The sequence below is a fragment of the Pseudacidovorax sp. RU35E genome (assembly GCF_900156165.1).
In the GTDB taxonomy this organism is placed as follows: Bacteria; Pseudomonadota; Gammaproteobacteria; order Burkholderiales; family Burkholderiaceae_C; genus Xenophilus.
Genome location: NZ_FTMY01000005.1, coordinates 255,016 through 275,790, shown reverse-complemented (window position 1 = coordinate 275,790; position 20,775 = coordinate 255,016). Strand labels below are relative to the sequence as shown.

Sequence of the window (20,775 nt, the reverse complement as noted above, 5' to 3'; positions counted from 1 at the left end):
TGTCCCTGCAGCGGGACCGTTCGGCTTCAGCCGTCGGGAGTCGGCGCCGGCGGCCCCACACGCGCCGTCAGCGCGCGCCCCAGGTCGCCCACCTGCACCTGCTGGCCCTGGTGCGAGAGGCGCGACTGCAGGTCGGCCCACACGGTGCCGCCCAGTTGCTGCCAGCGGCGGCAGAAGGCGTAGTCCTCGCTCAGGTAACGGCCGCCGCCGGGCTCGGCCATCACGTCGAAGAAGCGGTGGTGCGGCAGGTGCGCGTTGGCATGGTCGCCGGGGTCGGGCGTGTAGCGGAGCTCGGGCATGGCTTCGGCCATGCGCTCGAAGACGCCGCGCTCGATCAGCATGAAGCCGGTGGGCGCGTCCAGCACCGGCACGAAGCCGTCGGCATCGGCCGTGACCGGCGTCGCGCCCACGTTGAGCGGATAGCGCGCGTACAGCGCATCGAAGTCGGCCTGCTGGCTGCCGGCGGGCAGCGCGTGGGGCAGTCCCTGCTGCGGCCAGGCCGAGGTGCGATACGGATAGATGCCCGCCACCACCGGCCGCCCCGCCAGCAGCAGGCGCAGCGCCGCCTCGGGCTCGAAGCCGATGTCGGCGTCGATCCAGAACAGGTGCGTCCAGCGTGGGTCGGCGATGAACTCGGCCACCAGCCGGTTGCGGGCGCGGGTGATCAGGCTGTCGCCGTCGAGCAGCCGCGTCTGCATGGCGAAGCCATGCTGCCAAGCCAGGTTGGCCAGGCCCAGCAGACTGCGCGCATACAGGCTGCCCACCTGTGCGCCGTGGCAGGGCGTGGCGATGAACGGGCGGATGCTGCTCAGCTCGCGGGGGTCGCGCATGCGGTCGGCTCCTCGTCGGATGGGGGCGTCATTTCAGGGTCGCCAGCAGGGCGCGCAGACGTGCGGGCGAGACCGGCTTGGTGAGCACGGTCGCACCCGCGGCACGCAGCCGCTGCAGCGCCTGCGGCCCGGTGGCGCCGGAGATGACCACGGCCAGCGCCTCGGGCTGCAGCCGGCGCGCGGCAGCCAGCACGTCCAGGCCGTCTTCGCCCTCGGCCAGCTGCAGGTCGCACAGCACCAGGTCGAAGCGCTCGCCTCCCGCGCCCAGGTAGCCGATGGCATCGCGCGCACTGGCCAGGCACACGGCCTCGCAACCCCACTGGGCGAGCAACTGGGCCGTGGCAAGACGGATGTGGGCGTCGTCGTCCACCAGCAGGCAGCGCAGGCCGGCCAGTGACGGCTCCACCGACGGGGCCACGGCGGCCGGCAGTGGCGCGGCATGGGCCGCTGCCGGCGCATGCGGCAAGGCGAGCGAAAAGGTGCTGCCGCAGCCCAGCGCCGAGTTCAGGCCGATGCGACTGCCCAGCAGCGTCGCCAGCCGCGCGCAGATGGCCAGACCCAGGCCGAAGCCCTGGCGCCGGTCGCGCTCCACGTTGGCCACCTGGTAGAACTCCTCGAAGATGCGCTGCTGGTGAATGGGCGCGATGCCCACGCCGCGGTCGCGCACCTCGATGCGCACGCGGTCGCCTCCCCGCCGGCGCGCCGTGACCAGCACGGTGGCCCCCGGCGGCGAATGGCGAATGGCATTGGCCACCAGGTTGCCCACCACGCGCTGCAGCATGCCGCCATCGCTGCGCACGGCCAGACCCCGCGCCCGCCAGACCACGCGCACCCGGGCGGTGGCCGCATGGGCCGCATGCTGCGCGGCCAGCGCATCGAACAGCGGCGTCAGCGGCAGGTCGACCACCTCGGGCGTGAGCACGCGCGCGTCCAGGCGCGAGATCTCCAGCAGGTCGTCCAGCAGCAGGCTCATGAAGGCCGTGCTCTCCTGCAGCCGCAGCAGGGCGGGCCGCTGGGTCTCGGCCGCGCCGGTGAGCAGGCCGTCGATGAACAGGCCCATGGCATGCAGCGGCTGGCGCAGGTCGTGGCTGGCGGCGGCCAGGAAGCGCGAGCGCGACAGCGCGGCCTGCTCGGCCTCGGTCATGCGCTCCAGGGCCACGGCGGTGGCCTCGCGCACGCGCTCGTCGCTGGCCTGCTTGTGGCGCTGCAGCTGCTCGGCCATGCGGTTGACGTCGTCCGCCAGGGTGGCGAACTCGTGCATGGGCCCGCCGCGACGTGGCGAGCGGCCGGCGATGGCGCAGCGCGCATCGAACTGGCCGGCCTGCAGGGCGGCGACGGTCTGCGTCACGCGGCGCAGCGGCCGCGCGATGCCGCGCGCCATGTGCCGCACGGCCAGCCATGCGCCTGCCAGCGCCAGCAGGCCGATGCCGATGCCGGTCAGCAGCGACTGGATGCGGGCGCGGCGCAACTGCGTGGTGTCGCGCAGCGCCACCACGGTGCCGATCGCCTGGTCGCCCGCGGCGGTGACGCCCGGCGGCGAAAAGGCCATGGTGCGCGAGGCTTCGCGCAACAGCACCGGCGCGGAGAAGCTGCGCAGGCTGTCGACCGCGCCCGCATCGGGCCCGCCGGCGATCACGTGGATGCCCGCGCCATTGCTGATCTCGACCCGGCTGGCCTGGCCGCCGCGCAGCGCCGCCTGTGCCACGCTCTGCAGCGCCGCCACGTCGCCGGCGTAGAGGCTCAGGTCGGACATGGCCGCCACCTGCCGGGCGATGGCCCGGCCCTCGGCCGCGAACACGTCGTCGAGCATGGCCAGCCGGCTGTGGGTCAGCCAGCCGGTGAGCAGCAACGCCACCACCGCGCAGGGCAGCAGCCCCAGACGCACCAGGTCGCGCTGCAGGCTGCCGCGCACCACGAGCAGCCGGCCGGATGCCACGGCGGGCGGACGCGGATCGCCGCCGACAAGCGAGCCCACGATCATTTCAACGATCCACAGCGCCGGACAACCGCGCACCCTCGATGGTCAGAAGGCCGTGGAGCAGGCCACCCCCGGGCACCCGAGGAACTGGCTCGGCCAGGCCTGCGGGTGCACCCCCCCCTCCAAGCCGAAGGGGCCAGAGAGGGGGGGAGCCGCGCAGCGGCATGGGGGGTGTTCTCATCTCTGCCCGGCCATCCGCTCGGTCAAGGCCTGCTCGCTGGGCAGAACCAAGCCCAGTCCCCGCGCCACATTGGGATTGACCCGCGCCACCGCGGGCGAGGCGCTCTCGACCACGGGCACGGCCGTGGCACTGCCCGCCGCGGCCAGCCGCCGGCCCAGGGCCTGGGCCTGGCGCGCCAGCAGCGCCGGAGTGGAGACGGCCGCGGCCAGCGCGCCGGAGCGCACGATGCCCTCGTTGCTGCCGAAGACGGGCACGCCCGCGCTGGCGCCAGCATGCAGCACCGCCAACGTGGCGGCCTGGCTGCTGCCGATGGCGTCGGGCAAGACCAGCAGGGCCTCGCTGCGCGGCAGCACGGCGCGCAGGGCGCCGGCCAGCGACAGCGCATCGGGCGCCTGCTCCACCTGAAGCGACCATTCGCCGCCGGCTGCCGCGCGCTGCAGCTCCCGCAGCATCGGCTCGGACTCGGCCGTGGCCACCAGGCCCAGGCGGCGACGGCCGGGCAGCACGGCGTCGATCAGGGCCAGCTGGTCGGCGAAGGACGGCTCGCGCAGCAGCACGCCGATGCGCCGGCCGGGCACCCGCATGGCCGGCAGCGGGCGCAGGCCTTCGTAGTCCAGCCGGCTGAGCATGGCCAGCAGCAGCGGCTCGCTGCCGCCGCGGTCCAGCGCCGCACGGGCCGCCGCCGCGCCCACGGCCACGGTGAGCCGGTCGGGCACGGCCGAAGGCCGCAGGCTGCGCGTGCGCACGCCGGCGTTGGCAGCGCTGCGCTCGTCCTCGGTATCGGCCGCCTCGAGCACGCCGCCAGCCGGCAGGCGCAGCAGCTCGGCCGAGGGCTGGGCCGTGCGCAGTTCGCGGGCGAAGTCGGCGTGGCCAGGGGCATCGTCGGCCAGCAGCACCGTCCAGCCGCCGGCCTGGGCGACGCCCAGTCCGGCAAGCAGGGCCAGGCCGAGCAGGGCGGACCGCAGGCACTGTCGGAAGGGGGCGGAATCGGGCATGGAGGGCGGATGCAGGCGGCCGACCACTGTACGAAGCACCCGCCCGCAGGGCGATAAGGCGGAGGGACTAGCGAGGGCGGATTGCGGCGCTTCCGGCGCCCGCCGCTATATCCGATGGCCTACACCGCACGCGCAGGCGGGCCGGCGCGTGCGGCGTCGCGCGCGGCCACCTGCGCCTGGATCGCCTGGCGCAGCAGCCGCGGCGATACCGGCTTGTAGAGCACGGCCACGCCGGCCGAGGCGACTTCGCGCAGGCGCTCGGGCTTGGTCTCGCCGGTGACCAGCAGGCAGGCGGTGTTCTCGCCGATGCCCCGGGGATGCCGGCGCAGCGCCTCCAGCACCGCCAGGCCGTTGTCGCCGGCGCGCAGCAGCAGGTCGCTGACCACCACGTCGGGCGGCGCCTCCCAGGCGTCCGCCAGGGCCATGGCCTCTTCGCGGCCCTGCGCGGCCATCACGGTGGCGCCGCTGGCGCCCAGCACCACCTGCAGCCCTTCGAGGATGCCGGCCTCGTCGTCGATGACCAGGATGCGCAGGCCGTCCAGCCGCACGTCGCCCGAGGGGGCGGACAGCGTGAGCGGCTGGGTGAGCGTCGCCGCCGGCCTGGCCAGGGCATGCGCCGGTGGATGCGCGGCGCGCAGCAACAGCCGCACCCGCGTGCCGCGGCCGGGCACCGAATGCAGTTCGGCCCGCGTGTTGAGCAGCCGCGCCAGCCGCTGCACCGTGGCCAGACCCAGGCCCATGCCGCGTGTGCCGCGCGACTGCTGTGGATCGACCTGATAGAACTCCTCGAACACGCGCGACTGGTGCTCGGGCGCGATGCCGATGCCGGTGTCCCACACCTCCACCCGCACCGAGCGGCCGCGCCGCCGCGCCGCCACCAGCACGCCTCCCCCAGTCGTGTGCCGCAGCGAGTTGGACACCAGGTTCGACAGCACGCGCGTGAGCATCACCTGGTCGCAGCGCACCCACAGCTCGGTCTTGCGCACCACCAGGCGCAGCTCCTGCTGCTCGGCCACGGGTCGGAAGTTGCGGCTGATCTCGTCGAACACGCCGTCGAGCGGAAAGTCGGCCCACTGCGGCTGCAGCACGCCGGCGTCGAGCTGCGACAGGTTCAGCAACTCCAGGAAGAGCCGGTCCAGCGAGTCCACGCACTCGCGGATGTGGGCGATGCGCTGCAGCTTGCCGGCATCGGTCTCGCCGTTGGCCAGTCCGTCGGCGAAGAGCGTCAGCGCATGCAGCGGCTGGCGCAGATCGTGGCTGGCCGCGGCCAGCAGCCGGGTCTTGGCCTGGCTGGCGACTTCCAGCTGCGCGTTCTTGCGCGCCAGTTCGGCCGTGGCCGCCTCGATGCGGCTCTGCAGCAGCCTGCGGCCTTCGGCCAGGGCATGGGCGGTGGCGTTGAAGCCATGCTGAAGCCGCCGCACCTCGGCCGCGCCCTCGATGACCACGTGCGCCTCCTCGCCCGCGCCCAGCCGGTCGACGGCGCGCGCCAGCCGGCGGATGGGCGCGCTGATGCGCCGCGCCGCCCAGCCGGCGGCCAGGGCCACGCCGAGCAGGCTGGCGCCCAGGGCGAGCAGCACGTTGAGCCAGACCGCACGGCGCGCGCTGGCCACGGCGTCCAGGCTCATCTCGACCATGACCTGCCCGCCGGGGCTGCGCCCCTCCGTGCCGGTCACCGGCACCACCACCCGCAGGCCGGCGCCGCGCGCGCGGTCCTGCGTCTCGGCATTGGCCAGGATCTCGCCGTCGTCCGACCAGACCTGCACCTGCTGCACATGCGGCTGGGCGATGCCGGACTGCGCCAGCCGCAGCAGCGCGCGCCGGTCCATCTGGGCCAGCGGTGCCTGGGCGGCGGTGGCCATCTGCAGGCCCACGGTCTGGGCATTGGCCCGCACCAGGTCCGTCATGCCGTCCAGGTACTGGCGCATCAGAACGCCGATCGCGCCCATCATGGCCAGGGTGGCGGGCAGCACGGCCAGCAGCACCATCTGCTGGCCGAGCGAGAGCCGGGCCATGGACAGCCAGGTGCCGCGGCGCTGCCGCGGCGGCGCAGCGGCGCCCCGGGCTGGCGCGGCCGGCGTCCCGTGCGGCAGGCCGGGACGCGGCACGCCATCGATGGCCGTGGGCATCGGCTGCGAATGGCCCGGCACGGCGCTCATGTGAGAAACGTCACAGAAAGAACGTTGAATGTTTTCTAATTGTGAATTGTCCGCAGTCGCACCACGACTGCGCATTCGCTCTAACCCGTTCAGTCAGCCATGCCTGCGCCTCCTGCCGCCGCCCGTTCCGACTGCGCCCGCGTTCCGCGGTTGCGGCGCCGGCCCATCGCCGCGCTGGCGTTGGCCTGGCGGCGGATGGCATGGCTGCTGGCGGCTCTTTGGATCGCGGCTGCCGCGGGTCTGCCGGCCGCCCGGGCCCAGACCGCGGCCGAGCCGGTGCGCTTCGGCATCCTGCCGCTGGGCGGCGCCTTCGAGTCGCGCAACGACTGGGAGCCCTTGCTGGCAGACATGGGCCGGGCCATCGGCCGCCCGGTGACCGTGCTGTCCGTGACCTCGTACGAGGCGCTGGACCAGGCCATCCAGCGCGGCGAGGTGGACATCGCGTTCCTGTCGGGCCGCATGGCGCTCGATGCGGTGACGCTGCGCCAGATGCGGGTGCTGGCCCAGGTGACCCGCCACGACGGCCTGCCCGGCTACCGCGCGTTGCTGCTGGTGCGCGAGGGCGGCCCCCTGCCCTCGCTGGAGGCGCTGCTGGCCGAGCCGGAGCGCTGGCGCCTGGCGCGCGGCGAGCCGCGCTCGGTGTCGGGCTACATCGTCCCGCAGCTGCAGCTCTTCCTGCCCAACCGCGTGACGATGGAGCGCTTCCGCAGCGAGATCGTCGGCACCCACCAGGCCACCGCCCTGGCCGTGGCCAACGGCGATGCCGACGTCGCCACCAACAACACGGCGGACTTCGAGCGCTTTCGCCTGCAGTTCCCGACCGAGGCGCGGCGGCTGCGGGCGATCTGGGAGTCCGACCTGATCCCCCATGCGCAGATCGTCATGCGCAACGGTTACCCAGCCGCGCTGCGCGGCCAGGTGCAGGCCTTCCTGGTGGGCTACGGCAAGGCGCCCGGGGCCCGCGGCGATGCGCAGCGCGCCGTGCTCAAGTCGCTGCACGACCTGGCCGGCTTCCTGCCGGCGGACAACAGCTCGCTGGTGCCGGCGGCCCGTCTGGCCCACCAGCTGGCGCGCCAGAACGCCATGACCTCGCAATGGGTCAGCGAAGAGGCGCGACAGGCACGCCTGCAACGGCTGGACGCGACCTTCGCCGAGCAGATGGCCGCCTTGCGCGATGACGGGCGCTGAACGACGCCGCTGGCTGCGCCAGGCGCTCGGCCTTTCGCTCGGCGCCGCGCTGGCGCCGGCCCGCGCCGCCGGGCCGCGCGCCGGCACCGAGCCCCTGCGCCCGGCGACGCCGCTCGTCCTGGGCCTGCTGCCGATGGGCGATGCGGTGGAAAGCCGACGCCGCTGGGAGCCGCTGCTGATGGCGATCTCGTCGGCACTGCGCCGGCCGGTGACGGTGTTCAGCGCCTTCCAGTACGACACGCTGGACCGGGCCCTGCAGGGCGGGCGCATCGACTTCGCGCTGCTGTCCGGCAAGATGGCCCTGGACGCGGTCGTCAACGGCCCCATGCAGGTGGTGGCGCAGGTCCGCCGCCGGCGCGATCCGCGGCAGGTGGAACACCGCGCCCTGCTGGTCGGGCGCATCGGCGGCAGCGGTCCACGCACGCTGGAAGCCGTACTGCAGGAGCCCCAGCGCTGGCACATCGCGCGTGGCGACCGGCGCTCGGTATCGGGCTTCATCGTCCCGCAGTCGGAACTCTTCCTGCCGCACGGCGTGGACATCGAGACGAGCTTCAAGGCCGAGACGGTGGGCAACCATCAGGACAACACGCTGGCCGTGGCCAATGGCGACGCCGACCTGGCGACCACCAACAGCACGGACTTCGAGCGCTTCCAGGCGCTCTTCCCCACCGAGGCGGCGCGGCTGCAGGTCCTGTGGACCTCGCTGCCCACGCCACCTGCGCAGTTCGTGGTGCGCCGTGCGCTGCCGGCCGACGTGCAGGCCGCGCTGCGCGAACTGCTGCTGGACTACGGCCGTGCGCCCGGCGCCGACGCGGAACGCGCGGTGCTGCGCTCGCTGCAGGCCGAACTGGGCTACGAGCCGGCGGACGACAGCGCGCTGCTCGACGCTGCACGCATGCAGCGCGACCTGGCGTTGCGGCATGCCCGCCTGGCCCAGTGGGTGAGCGAGGACGCCCGCCAGGGCCGGATTGCACGCGTGGAGCGGGACTACCAGACGCAGCTGCGCAGGCTGGGAGCCGCTGCGCGGGAGTGAATTCGTCTCCCATCCCAAAGCCTGGATAGGCCTACAGGGGCTGGACGGGGCGTCCTACCGGGGCGTGGCCGGGCGGCGCCACCATCTTGCCAAGTGCGGCGCAACCGCGTCCGCTCGAGCAAGAGGCAGCCCATGACCACCACACCGACCGAAAAGCCCGACCCCTCCGGTGAGGGCCAGACCCGCACCAAACAAAGCCACGGTCATGCGCCGCGCATGCCGCACGAGCGCGACCAGTCCGCAGACAGCCAGGAAGGCGAGCCGACGGAGCGCGGCAAGCGCGCGCTGAACGACCTGGAAAGTGGTCGCAAGGACACCGACCGTGGGCAGGTGGCGCACGACACCTACCAGAAGCAGAAGTAGCCGACAGCGCGGCGGCTCGGGCCTTCAGGCCACCCGGCCCCAGTAGTCGGCCCGGCCGTACTGCGCCTTGAGGAAATCCAGCCAGAGCCGCACCCGCAGCGGCAGATGCCGGCGCTCCGGAAACACCGCGTAGATGCCGTTCGGCGGCGCCGCGAATTCGTCCAGCACGGAAGCCAGCAGGCCGGCATCGATCTCCGCCTCCACCTCCCAGGTGCTGCGCCACGCGATGCCGAGGCCTGCCAGGCACCAGTCGTGCAGCACCTGCCCATCGGTGCAGTCCAGGGGCCCCGAGGGCTTCAGGTGCACCACCTCCACGCCCTCGCCATCCTGCCTTGGCACCTGAAATGCCCAGCCCCGGGTCTGAGAGGCGTCACTGCTCAGCGTGAGGCAATCGAACCGCGCCAGGTCCGATGGATGCCGCGGCACCCCATGCCGTCGAAGGTAGGCCGGCGTGGCCACGCAGCGGCGCCGGTTGTCGCCCAGCCGCATGCTCACCAGCGAGGAATCGGGCAGGTCGCCCACGCGCACCGCGCAGTCGAAATGCTCGCCGGCGAGGTCGATGACCCGGTCGCTGAGGTTGAGCGAGACCGTCACCTCGGGGTGCAGGTCGCGGAAGCGCGGCACCAGCGGCGCCACATGGCGGCGGCCGAAGCCGGCCGGCGCCGTCACCCGCAGATGGCCGCTGGCCTTGACGCCACCCGCACTCACACTGGCCTCGGCATTGGCCACCTCGGCGAGCAGGCGCTGGCAGTCTTCGAGGAAGGCACTGCCCTCGTGCGTGAGCGTGAGGCGGCGCGTGGTGCGCAGCAGCAGCTTGACGCCTAGCCGCTCCTCCAGCGCATCGAGCCGCCGCCCGATGATGGCGGCGGCCACGCCCTCCGCCTTGGCCGCGCCCGTGAGGCTGCCGCGCGTGGCGACGGCCACGAAGGTCTCCATCTGCTTGAGGCGGTCCATGGTGGGCCGGTACGCGCGTGATCTCAGCTGGCGGCCGCGGCGCCGGCGGCCAGCATGGCCTCGATCTGCGCCTCGGCATAGCCGGCTGCGCGCAGCAGTTCGCGGGTGTGCTCACCGATGGCGGGCGGCTGCAGGCGCAGCGGCGGGCGCACGCCATCCAGTGTGAGCGGCAGCAGCGGCACCTGGGCCATGTGGCCGTCGTTCATGCGCACGGGGGCCAGGCCGCCGCTGGCCATCAGGTGTGGATCGTCGAAGAGCTCGTGCGGCCGGGCGATGGGCGCGAAGGGCAGCGCATGCTGCTCGAACAGGGCGGTCAGCTCGGCGGCGCTGCGCCGGGCCAGGCGTTCGCGCAGGATCGGCATCATCCAGTCGCGGGCACGCACGCGGTCGTTGTTGGTGGCCAGGCGGGTGTCGGCCAGCAGGTCGTCGAGCCCGCAGGCGCGGCAGAAGACGGGCCACTGCTTGTCGCTCACCACGGCCAGAAAGATCTGCTGGCCGTCCTTCACCGTGAAGACGTCGTAGATGCCCCAGGAGGAGATGCGCGCGGGCATCGGGTCGGCCGCGACGCCCGTGGCGGCGAACTGCAGCATGTGCTGGGCGACCAGGAAGATGTTGTTCTCGAACAGGGCCGACTGCACCTCGCCGCCCTCGCCCGTCTGCTCGCGCCGGCGCAGCGCGGCCATGGCGCCGATGGCGCCGAAGAGGCCGCCCATGATGTCGTTGACGCTGCTGCCCGCACGCAGAGGATCGCCGGGACGGCCGGTCATGTAGGCCAGGCCGCCCATCATCTGCACCGTCTCGTCGAGCGCCGTGCGGTTCTCGTAGGGGCCGGGCAGGAAGCCCTTGTGGCTCACGTAGATGAGGCGCGGGTTGTCGCGGCGCAGCGTGTCGTAGTCCAGGCCCAGCTTCTTCATGGTGCCGGGACGGAAGTTTTCGCTGACGATGTCGGCCGTGGCGACGAGGCGCCGCGCGGCCTCCAGGCCCTCGGGCGTCTTCAGGTCCAGCGCCACGCTCTTCTTGTTGCGGTTGAAGGCCGGGTAGAAGCCGGCGCCGGCACCGAGCAGGCGGCGGGTGTCGTCGCCGGCCACCGGCTCGACCTTGATGACCTCGGCGCCCAGGTCGCCCAGCAGCAGGCCACAGGTCGGGCCCATGACCATGTGGGTGAACTCGACGACCCGGATCCCGGTGTAGGGCAAGGGCTGGTGCGCGGTATCGGTCATGCGGTCCTTCCTGGTCCCCGACGCCGCGGCGCGTCGCCGGCGGCGGAGCGGGCGGCCTGGGCCCGTGGCACGCCGTCGGCTGTGCCGATGGGATGGATGGGCACCTGGCCGGGGTTCATGCGCGCTCCGAAAAACCGCCGATGTTATCGGCGCTCAGGCGGCCGGGAACGGGGCTGGCAGGCCAGCGTCGGACGTGCGAACTCCTGCTGCCGCCCGGGGTCAGGCCCGCTCGTGCGTTGTCTTCCACGCCAGCACCGCCAGCGTCACCAGCACGAGGCCGTAGCCCAGCGTGGTGGCATGCAGGCCGAAGGTGCCCACGGCCAGGCCCGCCAGGATGGCCGGCACGCTGAAGGCCAGGTAGCTCAGCACGAAGAAGCTGGACATGAGGCCGGCCCGCTCGTGGGGCGTTGCCACCGGCACCAGGCTGCGCACGGCCGCATTGAAGCTGGCGCCGAAGCCCATCCCCGCCACCACCGTGCCCCCGAAGAAGGGCACGGCCTGCTGCGCGTGCACGCCGAACAGGGTGACGGCGAGGCCCACGGCCAGCAGCGCGGCGCTGGCCCGCAGCACGCGGCGCGCGGGCCGCTGGCGAACCACGTACATCGCGGCGGCCCCCGTGAGCACCAAGGTGGCGATGAGCACGCCGCCGGCCAGCGGCGTGGCGCGGCCTGTCACGAGCCGTGCCAGGGTCGGGCCCAGCGACAGGTAGAAGCCGCCCAGCGCCCATCCGGCGGTATTGAGCGGCATGAGCCGCATGACCAGCGCGCGGGCCGGTGGCGGCACATGCGCGCGCGGCACCATCGAGGCCCAGGCCCCCGGCCGCGGCGTCACGGTGTCCGGCAGGCGCAGCGCGAGCAGCGCCTGGAGCACCAGCGCGACCAGGAGGACCTCATAGACCAGGTGCATGGGCTCCGGCGCGAACTGGACCAGCGCACTGGCGCCCAGCGCGCCCACCGCCATGCCGATCATGGGCGACAGGCTGTTGAAGAGCGCACCGCGGACCGGGTTCAGGTCGAGCAACATCGCACTCATCACGCTCGTGGCCATGCCGGTGGCGATGCCCTGCAACACGCGCGCGGCGATCAGCCAGCCCACCGACCCGGCCTGCCAGAAGAGCGCGACAGCGCCGATCTCCAGTACCAGCGCGGCCAGGATCACGGCACGCCGACCCAGGTGGTCCGACAGCGCGCCGAAGACGAGCAGGGCCGCGAGCAGCGCAAATGCGTAGCTGGAAAACACCACGGTGAGCACCAGCGCCGAGAAGCCCCAGGCTTCCCGATACAGCGCATACAGCGGCGACGGTGCGCTCGATGCGGCCATGAAGGTGATGACCAGCGCCACGACCAGTGCGAAGGCAGCGCGCGACGGAAGGCGACGAGCGGCGGCCGGCGCCGACGGGGCAAGAGCGGGGGCAGGCATCGACAAGCTCCTTTAACGCAAACTCTTTGCGTTTGTGGATTGTGCGCGCGACCGGTTATTAACGCAAATTCTTTGCGTTAATATCCCAGCCATGGCTTCGTCGATTCCTGGTAACCGCACCGCGCCCCGCCCCGGCGGCCGCAGCGCGCGCGTGCAGGAGGCCGTCCACCGGGCCACCCGCGAGCTCACGGCGGAACATGGCCGCGAGGCGCTCACGGTGCCGATGGTGGCCGCACGCGCGGGCGTCACGCCATCGACCATCTACCGCCGCTGGGGCGACCTCGCCCAGTTGCTGGCCGATGTCTCTGTCGAGCGCATGCGGCCCGAGGGCGAACCGGCCGACACCGGCTCGCTGCGGGGCGACCTCCTGGCCTGGGCCGAGCAGTACAACGAGGAGATGTCCTCGCAGCCCGGTCGGGGCATGCTGCGCGATGTGCTGTCCGCGCAGTCGCCGGAGGAGCCCCCATCCTGCCGGTGCGCGAGCTTCCTCGCGATGCAGATCGGGGTGCTTCTGGCCCGTGCCCAGGCGCGCGGCGAGGCCACCCCACCCGTCGAGGTTGTGATGGACAGGCTGGTGGCGCCGCTTCTGTTTCGGCTCCTCTTCACGGCCGAGCCTGCGGGCACCCAGGACATCGAAGGCTGGATCGACGCCAGTCTGGCCGCTCCTTCGGCCTGAAAGTCGCGCAGCCCAAATCCGGCGGTGTGCGCCTGCACCGGTCCAATGCCAAGCACCGGCGCGGTAATTACCTCCATTCTTGTCACGAATCAACGCCTCATCCGGCGATTAATCTGCGGCCCTGTCTCCAATACAGTGGAGTCCGAGCGTTGGCCGCATGCCTTGTGTGTTGACGCCGACCGCCCGCCCCGTGCAACCCATTCGCGGCCCCGCCGCACCCCGAGAACACGCATGACCGAACGCACCACCGTCCACCGACTGCAAGTCGCCACCGAACTGCACCGCTTCATCGAGTCGCAGGTGCTGCCCGCCGCCGGCCTGCAGCCCGCCACCTTCTGGCAGGGCTTCGACGCCATCGTGGCCGACCTGGCGCCCAAGAACGCCGCCCTGCTGGCCGAGCGCGACCGTCTCCAGGCCGAGATGGACGCCTGGCACAAGGCCCACCCCGGCCCCATCGCCGACTTGCCGGCCTACCGCGCCCACCTGGAGAAGATCGGCTACCTGCTGCCGCAGCCGAAGGGCGTCAAGGCCACCACCGCCAACGTCGATGCCGAGCTGGCCCTGCAGGCCGGCCCGCAGCTGGTGGTGCCCATCCTGAACGCGCGCTACGCGCTCAACGCCGCCAACGCGCGCTGGGGCTCGCTGTACGACGCGCTGTATGGCACCGACGCCATCTCCGAAGCCGATGGCGCGGAGAAGGGCAAGGGCTACAACCCCGTGCGCGGCGCCAAGGTCATCGCCTTCGCCCGCGAGGTGCTCGACCAGGCCGCGCCGCTGGTCAACGGCTCGCACAAGGACGCCACGGGCTACAGCGTCAAGGACGGCCAGCTGGTCATCGCCCTGCACAGCAGCAGCACGCACCTGAAGGACCCGTCGGCCTTCGTCGGCTACCAGGGCGATGCCGCCAGCCCCTCGTCGGTGCTGCTCAAGCACAACGGCATCCACCTCGACATTCAGATCGACCGCAGCACGCCCATCGGCAAGACCGACCCGGCCGGCGTGGCCGACGTGGTGATGGAATCGGCCCTGTCCACCATCCTCGACCTGGAGGACTCCGTGGCCGTGGTCGATGCCGAGGACAAGGTGGTGGCATACAGCAACTGGCTCGGTATCCAGCAGGGCACGCTGACCGAGGAAGTGGCCAAGGGCGGCAAGAGCTTCACCCGCCGCCTGAACCCCGACCGCGTCTACACCGCCCCCGACGGCAGAGGCCAGGTCACGCTGCATGGCCGCTCGCTCATGTTCGTGCGCAACGTCGGCCACCTGATGACCAACCCGGCCATCCTGTGGGGTGAGGGCAAGGAAATTCCCGAGGGCATCATGGACGCGGTCGTCACCACCGCCATCGCCATGGTCGACCTGCAGGGCAAGGGCCAGAACGGCATCCGCAACTCGCGCACCGGCAGCATCTACATCGTCAAGCCGAAGATGCACGGCCCCGCCGAAGTGGCCTTCGCCAACGAGCTGTTCGGCCGCGTCGAGCAGCTGCTGGGCCTGCCGGCCAACACCGTCAAGCTGGGCATCATGGACGAGGAGCGCCGCACCAGCGTCAACCTGCAGGCCTGCATCGCCTCCGCGCCCGCGCGCGTGGCCTTCATCAACACCGGCTTCCTGGACCGCACCGGCGACGAGATGCACACCGCCATGCAGGGCGGCCCGATGCTGCGCAAGGGGGACATCAAGGGCACCAAGTGGATCGCCGCCTACGAGCGCAACAACGTGCTCACCGGCCTGAACTGCGGCCTGCGCGGCAAGGCGCAGATCGGCAAGGGCATGTGGGCCATGCCCGACCTGATGGCCGACATGCTCAAGCAGAAGATCGGCCACCCCAAGGCCGGTGCCAACACCGCCTGGGTGCCCTCGCCCACCGCCGCCACGCTGCACGCGCTGCACTACCACCAGGTCAGCGTGGCCGACGTGCAGAAGGAACTGGAGAAGACCGACGCCGAGGCCGAGCGCGACGCCATCCTGAACGACCTGCTGCAGGTGCCGATCACCGCGACGCCCAACTGGAGCGAGGCCGAAAAGCAGCAGGAGCTGGACAACAACGTGCAGGGCATCCTGGGCTACGTGGTGCGCTGGATCGACCAGGGCGTGGGCTGCTCGAAGGTGCCCGACATCCACGACGTGGGCCTGATGGAAGACCGTGCCACGCTGCGCATCAGCAGCCAGCACATCGCCAACTGGCTGCTGCACGGCGTGGTCACGAAGGAACAGGTCGACGCCACCTTCGAGCGCATGGCTGCCGTGGTGGACCAGCAGAACGCCGGCGACCCGCTCTACAAGCCCATGGCCGGCCACTTCGACACCTCCTTCGCCTACAAGGCAGCGCAGGACCTGGTGTTCAAGGGCGTCGAGCAGCCCAGCGGCTACACCGAGCCGCTGCTGCACGCGTGGCGGTTGAAGGTGAAGGCGGCGGGCTGAGACCGACCGGCATCACGCCTTGTGCTGACAGCGCCCACGGGGCGCTGTTTTTTTTCGTGCGCAAGAGGAGCGCCTTGGCCTACGCCCAGGTCGGCCTGGCCCCACCTGGCCGGGCCGCACCGCGGCCCACGGTGGAAGCCGTTCCTGGGCCAGGACCGGCATGTCGCTGGAGGGTCCGGAGCCGGCACCGCGTTTATGCGGTGCCATTCCATCCAAGGAGACTCTTCATGCAAGACACACGCATTTCATTCCGCCCCCTTCGTCCGATGCTGATCGCCGCCGCCCTGTGCGGTGCGGGTCTGGCCTTTGCGCAGACGTCCTCGTCAGGGGGCATGGGCAGCAGCGGCAGTTCGGCGGGCGGCAGCACGATGCAGCAGTCCGGCAGCGGCGCCAGCGGCAGTTCCAGCACCGGGCGCACGGGCAACCGTGACGACGACCGGCGCAAGAGTGGCAGCAGCAGCAGCAGTGGCAGCGGTGCTTCGGGCGCCCATGCCGGGACCACCGGCGGATCGGGCAACAGCAGCGGCGACATGGGCAACCGCGGCGGCAAGGGGCCGACCGGCACGGGCACTGGCGGCCCCGGCGGCCTGGGCAGTGGCTCGGGATCGGGCAGCGCGGGTACCGGCGCGGGTACGAGTGGCATGGGATCGGGCAACATGGGCTCCGGAAGCTCCGGCACCTCAGGCTCTGGCAGCATGGGCGCCGGCGGCTCGGGCTCGGGGAGCATGGGCTCCGGTTCGGGTTCCAGCGGCGCCTCGGGAAGCGGCGGCGCCTCGGGCGGCAGCAGCCGCTGATGGGGTGGGCGGGGGCGCGAGGCCCCCGCAGCTCAGCTGCGGAAGCGGCGGCGCGTGAGGCCCAGCGCCAGCCAGAAGGCCGCGATGCCGTATGCCGCCAGCACGCCCAGGTGCAGCAACGGCTGCGTCGGCCATTGGTCCATGAACAGTGGCCGCACCAGCGCCACGACGTTGGCCAGCGGCAGCCAGGCCGCCACCGCGCGCACCACCTCCGGCAGCTGTTCCAGCGGGAAGAACACGCCCGAGAGGAACATCATGGGCGTCATGAAGAGCGTGAAGTAGTAGGTGAAGAAGTCGTAGCCCTTGGCCAGCGCGTTGAAGATCAGCGCGATGGACGAGAACTCGATGCCCGCCCCCGCCAGGATCACCCAGGCCACCAGCAGCTTGGGACTGTGGCTGATGCCCAGGCCCAGCATCACGAGCAGGATGGCCGTGACGGTGAACACCGACTTGAAGCCCGCCCACAGCATCTCGGCAAAGACGACGTCGTCCAGCCCCACCGGCGCATTCATGATGCCGTCCCAGGTCTTCTGCACATGCATGCGCGAGAAGGCTGAATAGAGCGCCTCGAAGCTCGCCGCGTTCATCGCGCTCATGCAGATGGAGCCGCTGGCCAGGAACAGGATGTAGGGCACCGCCGTTCCGCCCACCTTCACCTGCCCCACCAGCGCCCCCATGCCATAGCCGAAGGCCACCAGCCAAATCAGCGGCTCGGCGATGTTGCCAATCAGACTGGGCACGGCCAGCTTGCGCCACACCAGCAGGTTGCGCAGGAAGACCGGCCACCAGCGGCGCGTGACGGCCGGCGGGGACCAGACGGATGGCATGTTCGTGGTGTCGTTCATGGCCTTACCCTCCCTCCCTGATCTGTCGGCCGGTGAGCTTGAGGAACAGGTCCTCCAGGTTCGCCGGCCGGTGGAAGGTGCGCAGGCCCGGGTGCTCGCCGAGCGCCTCCAGCAGCGGGCGCGCATCGCGGGTGTAGAAGAAGACCGTCTCGCCGCTCAGCTCCGTGCGCTGCGCCAGTGCGCGCAGCACGGGCGATTCGGCCAGCGCCTGGGCCGAGCCGGCGCTGCCCTGGCCGTAGACCTCGACCACATGCGGCTCCAGGTGTTCGGCGATCAGCTCGCGCGGGCGCCCTTCGGCGATCTTGCGGCCATGGTCCACCACCAGCAGGCGGTGGCACAGGCGCTCGGCCTCGTCCATGAAGTGGGTGGTCAGCAGGATCGACTTGCCCTGCTGCAGCAGGGTCTGCAGCCGCTCCCACATCAGGTGGCGGGCCTGCGGGTCAAGGCCGGTGGTGGGCTCGTCCAGGATCAGCAGCCGGGGGTCGTTGACCAGCGCGCGCGCCAGCGACAGCCGGCGGCGCATGCCGCCCGACAGCTCGCCCGGCTTGGCATCGGCCTTGTGCGACAGGGCCGCAAAGTCCAGCAGCGCCGGCACGCGCAATGCGAAGTCGCGGCGCGAAAAGCCGAAGTAGCGCGCATAGACGACCAGGTTCTCGGCGCAGCTGAAGTCCGGGTCCAGCGAGTCGTACTGCGCCACCACGCCGAGTTGCGCCTTGATGGCGCGAGCGTCGCGCGGCATGTGCAGGCCGCCCAGCGCCTCGATCTCGCCGGCATCGGGCGCGGTGAGGCCCAGGCACATCCGGATGGTGGTGGTCTTGCCGGCGCCGTTGGGGCCGATCACGCCCAGGCATTCGCCCGGCGCGATCTCGAAGCTCAGGTCGTCGACGACGGTGGCCTCGCCATAACGCTTGCGCAGGTGGCGGACCTGCAGCAGCGGCGCAGCGGCGGCATCGGTGGGAATGGGCAGATCGGCAGGCACGCGGCATTGTGGCAAAGGCCCATGGCGCCACCGGCCACACGGCGCCTTGACCGACACGCGCGCAGGCCGCGTCCGAAGGCGGACAATCCGCAGCCCTTCCTCGGCGCTCTTCCGGCCTTTCGCATCGTGTCCTCCTCCCCCACCTACGCCGACCTGGGCCTGCGCCCTGAACTCCTGAAGGCCACGGCCGAGCAGGGCTATGCCGTCCCCACGCCCATCCAGGCCCTGGCCATTCCGGTGGTGCTGCAGGGCCGCGACCTGCGCGCCATGGCCCACACCGGCTCGGGCAAGACGGCCGCCTTCGTGCTGCCGTTGCTGCAGCGCTGGCACGAGGCACCGCGCCACCGCTCACGCCGCGCCCTGCACACGCTGGTGCTGGTCCCCACGCGCGAGCTGGCGGTGCAGGTGGCCGACACCGTGGCCCAGCTGGCCGCGACGCTGCCGGAGCGGCCAAAGGTGGTGCGTGCCATCGGCGGCGTCTCGATCAACCCGCAACTGATGGCCCTGCGCGGCGGCGCCGACCTGGTGATCGGCACACCGGGCCGCGTGCTCGACCTGGCGCGGCACAACGCGCTACGCCTTTCGGACTGCGCCGTGCTGGTGCTGGACGAGGCCGACCGGCTCCTGGACCTGGGCTTTGCCGAAGAGCTGCAGGCCATCCTCGACGAGCTGCCGGCACAACGCCAGAACCTGCTCTTCTCCGCCACCTTCGCGCCGCGTACCGTGCAACTGGCCGATGTGCTGCTGCGCGATTCCGTGGCCGTGACGGCACCCGCGCCCGTGGCCGAGCTGCCGCAGATCGCCCAGCGCGCCATCGCGGTGGACGAGAGCCGGCGCACCGCGTTGCTGCGCCACCTGATCGCCACCGAGGGCTGGCCGCAGGTGCTGGTGTTCGTGGCCACCAAGCATGCCTGCGAGACCGTGGCCGACAAGCTGCGCAAGGGCGGCCTCGCGGCCGAGCCGCTGCACGGCATGCTGGGCCAGGGCAAGCGCACGCAGGTGCTGGCAGACTTCAAGGCCGGCCGGCTGCAGGTGCTGGTGGCCACCGACCTGGCGGCGCGCGGCATCGACATCGCGCAGCTGCCGGCCGTGGTCAACCACGACTTGGCCCGTTCGCCCACCGACCATGTGCACCGCATCGGCCGCACGGGCCGCGCAGGCGCCAGCGGCGTGGCCGTGAGCTTCGTGCCGGCCGCGGCCGAGGCGCATTTCCGCCTGATCGAAAAGCGCCAGGGCTTGCGCGTGCCGCGCGAGCAGGTCGCGGGCTTCGAGCCGCAACAAGCCGCGCCGGCCGATGCACCGGCAGCCGGTGGCGGCATCAAGGGAAAGCGGCCGAACAAGAAGGACAAGCTGCGCGCCGCGGCAGGCAAGGCGTCCAGCGGCTCTCCCGCGGTTGACGCGGCGGCCACCGCTGCGCCCTCGGCGCCCTCTGCGTCCGAGGGCACGCAGCCATGACGCTGGACTACCTGCTCTTCGACCACAGCGAAGGCGACGACGACAGCAGCCTGTTCGAGGCCCTGGCCACCGTCGGCCCCGAGCGCGAGGCCGCGGTGCGCGCCGAGATCGAGACGGTGATGGGCTGGGCCGCACGCCGCTTCCGCGGCCGCCGCGGCCCGGTGGAGGAAGGCGGCGACTGGGACGCCGACCTGGCCGAGCGGCAGGAAGGGCCGGCGCTGCGCAGCTTCCACCTGTCGATCACGGGCAGCGCTGCCTTTGCAGAAGCCTTTCTGGCGGAGTTCGGCGACGCGGTGAACTGAGCGGCCCGGCGGTGACGCCGCCGGTCAGTGCTTCAGAGCCGAAGACCCTCGAACGTCTTCTTCATCCAGGCGACGAAGGCCCGGGTGCGTGCCGGCAGGTGGCGCGCATGCGGATAGATCACGCTCACCGGCCGCGGTGCGGGCTCGAAGTCTTCCAGCACCCTCTGCAGGCGTCCGTCCCGCACATGGCCCAGCACCTGGTAGGAGAAGAAGCGGCCGAAGCCCATGCCCGCGGCGCAGGCCTCCACGGCCGGTGCGATGTGGTTGAAGGCCAGCCGCACGTCCAGCGGCACCTGCAGCGGCGTGCGCCGGCCCGGTTGGTCGAAGGACCAGTGGGGCGCGCCGTCGAGCTGCCCGCGCACGGCCGGCGCGCCCGCCAAGTCGCGCGGGTGCTGCGGCAACCCGCGCTCGCTCAGCAGCGCGGGGCTGGCCACCACCACGCGACGGATGGTGCCGAGTTGCTGCGCCACCAGCGATGAATCCTCCAGCGGGCTGATGCGGATGCCCACGTCGATGCCCTCTTCCACCAGATTCACCGGCCGGTCGTGCAGCAGCACGCGGCAGCGCACCTGCGGATGCGCGCGCATGAAGCCCACGATGGCCGGCGCGACGTACATGTGGCCGAACAGCACCGGCGCCGTGACCGTGAGCTGGCCGGCCGGCGTGCCCGCCTCCTGGCTCAGCAGGCGGTCGGCGGCATCGGCAGCCGCCAGCACCTCGCGCGCACTGTCGAGGTAGTGGCGGCCATCCTCGGTGAGCGCGATGCGCCGCGTGCTGCGCTGGAAGAGACGCACGCCCAGGTGCGCCTCCAGCGCCGCCAGCGTGCGCACCACCGCAGGCAGGGAGCTGCCCAGCACATCCGCGGCCCGCGTCAGGCTGCCCTGCTCCGCAATGCGCACGAACACCTGCATGGCCTTGAGTCGATCCATGCGGCGATTACACCGGAAATCGGAGCAGTGTCATCCAGGCTTTCGCATTGATCC

18 protein-coding genes are annotated in these 20,775 nt (G+C 72.0%); 8 read left to right on the top strand and 10 right to left on the bottom strand.

Annotated elements, in window-relative coordinates; translation table 11 throughout:
• Positions 1 to 26: 26 nt before the first annotated feature.
• From BXA03_RS11145 to BXA03_RS11130, 4 genes are all read right to left on the bottom strand, one after another.
• A complete protein-coding gene (locus BXA03_RS11145; protein ID WP_076507338.1) occupies positions 27 to 830 on the bottom strand; it encodes a hypothetical protein in 804 nt (267 codons plus the stop codon).
• Between the two features lie 28 nt (positions 831 to 858).
• Positions 859 to 2,811 carry an ATP-binding response regulator gene (locus tag BXA03_RS11140; RefSeq protein WP_076507335.1) on the bottom strand — a complete coding sequence of 651 codons (1,953 nt, stop codon included), beginning with the start codon at positions 2,809 to 2,811 and terminating at the stop codon, positions 859 to 861.
• Positions 2,812 to 2,985: 174 nt separating this feature from the next.
• Positions 2,986 to 3,984: an ABC transporter substrate binding protein gene (locus BXA03_RS11135; protein ID WP_083716038.1), complete on the bottom strand. Its 999-nt coding sequence runs from the start codon at positions 3,982 to 3,984 to the stop codon at positions 2,986 to 2,988.
• A 119-nt stretch (positions 3,985 to 4,103) separates the two neighbouring features.
• Positions 4,104 to 5,996: an ATP-binding response regulator gene (locus BXA03_RS11130; protein WP_076507690.1), complete on the bottom strand. Its 1,893-nt coding sequence runs from the start codon at positions 5,994 to 5,996 to the stop codon at positions 4,104 to 4,106.
• Positions 5,997 to 6,335: 339 nt separating this feature from the next.
• Here BXA03_RS11130 and phnD point away from each other — a divergent pair, with 339 nt between their 5' ends.
• The 3 genes from phnD (at position 6,336) to BXA03_RS11115 (ending at position 8,724) form a co-directional block, all read left to right on the top strand.
• Positions 6,336 to 7,328 carry a phosphate/phosphite/phosphonate ABC transporter substrate-binding protein gene (phnD, locus tag BXA03_RS11125; RefSeq protein ID WP_076507332.1) on the top strand — a complete coding sequence of 331 codons (993 nt, stop codon included), beginning with the start codon at positions 6,336 to 6,338 and terminating at the stop codon, positions 7,326 to 7,328.
• Positions 7,315 to 8,361, top strand: a complete 1,047-nt coding sequence (locus BXA03_RS11120) for a phosphate/phosphite/phosphonate ABC transporter substrate-binding protein (protein WP_076507330.1) — start codon at positions 7,315 to 7,317, stop codon at positions 8,359 to 8,361. The genes phnD and BXA03_RS11120 overlap by 14 nt, the downstream gene beginning before the upstream one ends.
• Positions 8,362 to 8,493: 132 nt before the next feature.
• Positions 8,494 to 8,724, top strand: coding sequence for a hypothetical protein (locus tag BXA03_RS11115; RefSeq protein ID WP_076507327.1), 231 nt, complete (start codon positions 8,494 to 8,496; stop codon positions 8,722 to 8,724).
• 24 nt (positions 8,725 to 8,748) lie between these two features.
• Here the strand turns inward: BXA03_RS11115 and BXA03_RS11110 are convergent, their stop codons facing one another.
• From BXA03_RS11110 to BXA03_RS11100, 3 genes are all read right to left on the bottom strand, one after another.
• Positions 8,749 to 9,678 (bottom strand): substrate binding domain-containing protein, encoded by a 930-nt coding sequence (locus BXA03_RS11110; RefSeq protein ID WP_076507324.1) that lies wholly within the window; start codon positions 9,676 to 9,678, stop codon positions 8,749 to 8,751.
• Positions 9,679 to 9,701: 23 nt separating this feature from the next.
• A complete protein-coding gene (locus BXA03_RS11105; protein WP_076507322.1) occupies positions 9,702 to 10,898 on the bottom strand; it encodes a CaiB/BaiF CoA transferase family protein in 1,197 nt (398 codons plus the stop codon).
• A 219-nt stretch (positions 10,899 to 11,117) separates the two neighbouring features.
• Positions 11,118 to 12,317, bottom strand: coding sequence for an MFS transporter (locus tag BXA03_RS11100; RefSeq protein WP_076507320.1), 1,200 nt, complete (start codon positions 12,315 to 12,317; stop codon positions 11,118 to 11,120).
• A 91-nt stretch (positions 12,318 to 12,408) separates the two neighbouring features.
• Here BXA03_RS11100 and BXA03_RS11095 point away from each other — a divergent pair, with 91 nt between their 5' ends.
• From BXA03_RS11095 to BXA03_RS11085, 3 genes are all read left to right on the top strand, one after another.
• Positions 12,409 to 12,993, top strand: a complete 585-nt coding sequence (locus tag BXA03_RS11095; protein ID WP_076507318.1) for a TetR/AcrR family transcriptional regulator — start codon at positions 12,409 to 12,411, stop codon at positions 12,991 to 12,993.
• A 231-nt stretch (positions 12,994 to 13,224) separates the two neighbouring features.
• Positions 13,225 to 15,417, top strand: a complete 2,193-nt coding sequence (locus tag BXA03_RS11090) for a malate synthase G (protein WP_076507316.1) — start codon at positions 13,225 to 13,227, stop codon at positions 15,415 to 15,417.
• 227 nt (positions 15,418 to 15,644) lie between these two features.
• The gene (locus BXA03_RS11085; protein ID WP_143476283.1) at positions 15,645 to 16,211 is read left to right on the top strand and encodes a hypothetical protein; all 567 of its coding nucleotides are present in this window, start codon (positions 15,645 to 15,647) and stop codon (positions 16,209 to 16,211) included.
• A 32-nt stretch (positions 16,212 to 16,243) separates the two neighbouring features.
• Here the strand turns inward: BXA03_RS11085 and BXA03_RS11080 are convergent, their stop codons facing one another.
• Positions 16,244 to 17,056: an ABC transporter permease gene (locus BXA03_RS11080; RefSeq protein WP_076507312.1), complete on the bottom strand. Its 813-nt coding sequence runs from the start codon at positions 17,054 to 17,056 to the stop codon at positions 16,244 to 16,246.
• A 4-nt stretch (positions 17,057 to 17,060) separates the two neighbouring features.
• Entirely contained in the window at positions 17,061 to 18,023 is a 963-nt protein-coding gene (locus BXA03_RS11075) for an ATP-binding cassette domain-containing protein (RefSeq protein ID WP_369822417.1), read from the bottom strand.
• 138 nt (positions 18,024 to 18,161) lie between these two features.
• On the opposite strand from BXA03_RS11075, the gene BXA03_RS11070 reads away from it, so the two are divergent.
• Both BXA03_RS11070 and BXA03_RS11065 read left to right on the top strand, forming a co-directional pair.
• Positions 18,162 to 19,490 carry a DEAD/DEAH box helicase gene (locus BXA03_RS11070; RefSeq protein ID WP_234983655.1) on the top strand — a complete coding sequence of 443 codons (1,329 nt, stop codon included), beginning with the start codon at positions 18,162 to 18,164 and terminating at the stop codon, positions 19,488 to 19,490.
• Complete coding sequence (locus BXA03_RS11065; RefSeq protein WP_076507310.1) at positions 19,487 to 19,792, top strand: hypothetical protein; 306 nt, start codon at positions 19,487 to 19,489, stop codon at positions 19,790 to 19,792. Before BXA03_RS11070 ends, BXA03_RS11065 begins: the two co-directional genes overlap by 4 nt.
• A gap of 32 nt (positions 19,793 to 19,824) precedes the next feature.
• On the opposite strand, the gene BXA03_RS11060 is transcribed toward BXA03_RS11065, so the two are convergent.
• The gene (locus BXA03_RS11060) at positions 19,825 to 20,721 is read right to left on the bottom strand and encodes a LysR family transcriptional regulator (RefSeq protein ID WP_076507308.1); all 897 of its coding nucleotides are present in this window, start codon (positions 20,719 to 20,721) and stop codon (positions 19,825 to 19,827) included.
• Between the last annotated feature and the right edge of the window lie 54 nt (positions 20,722 to 20,775).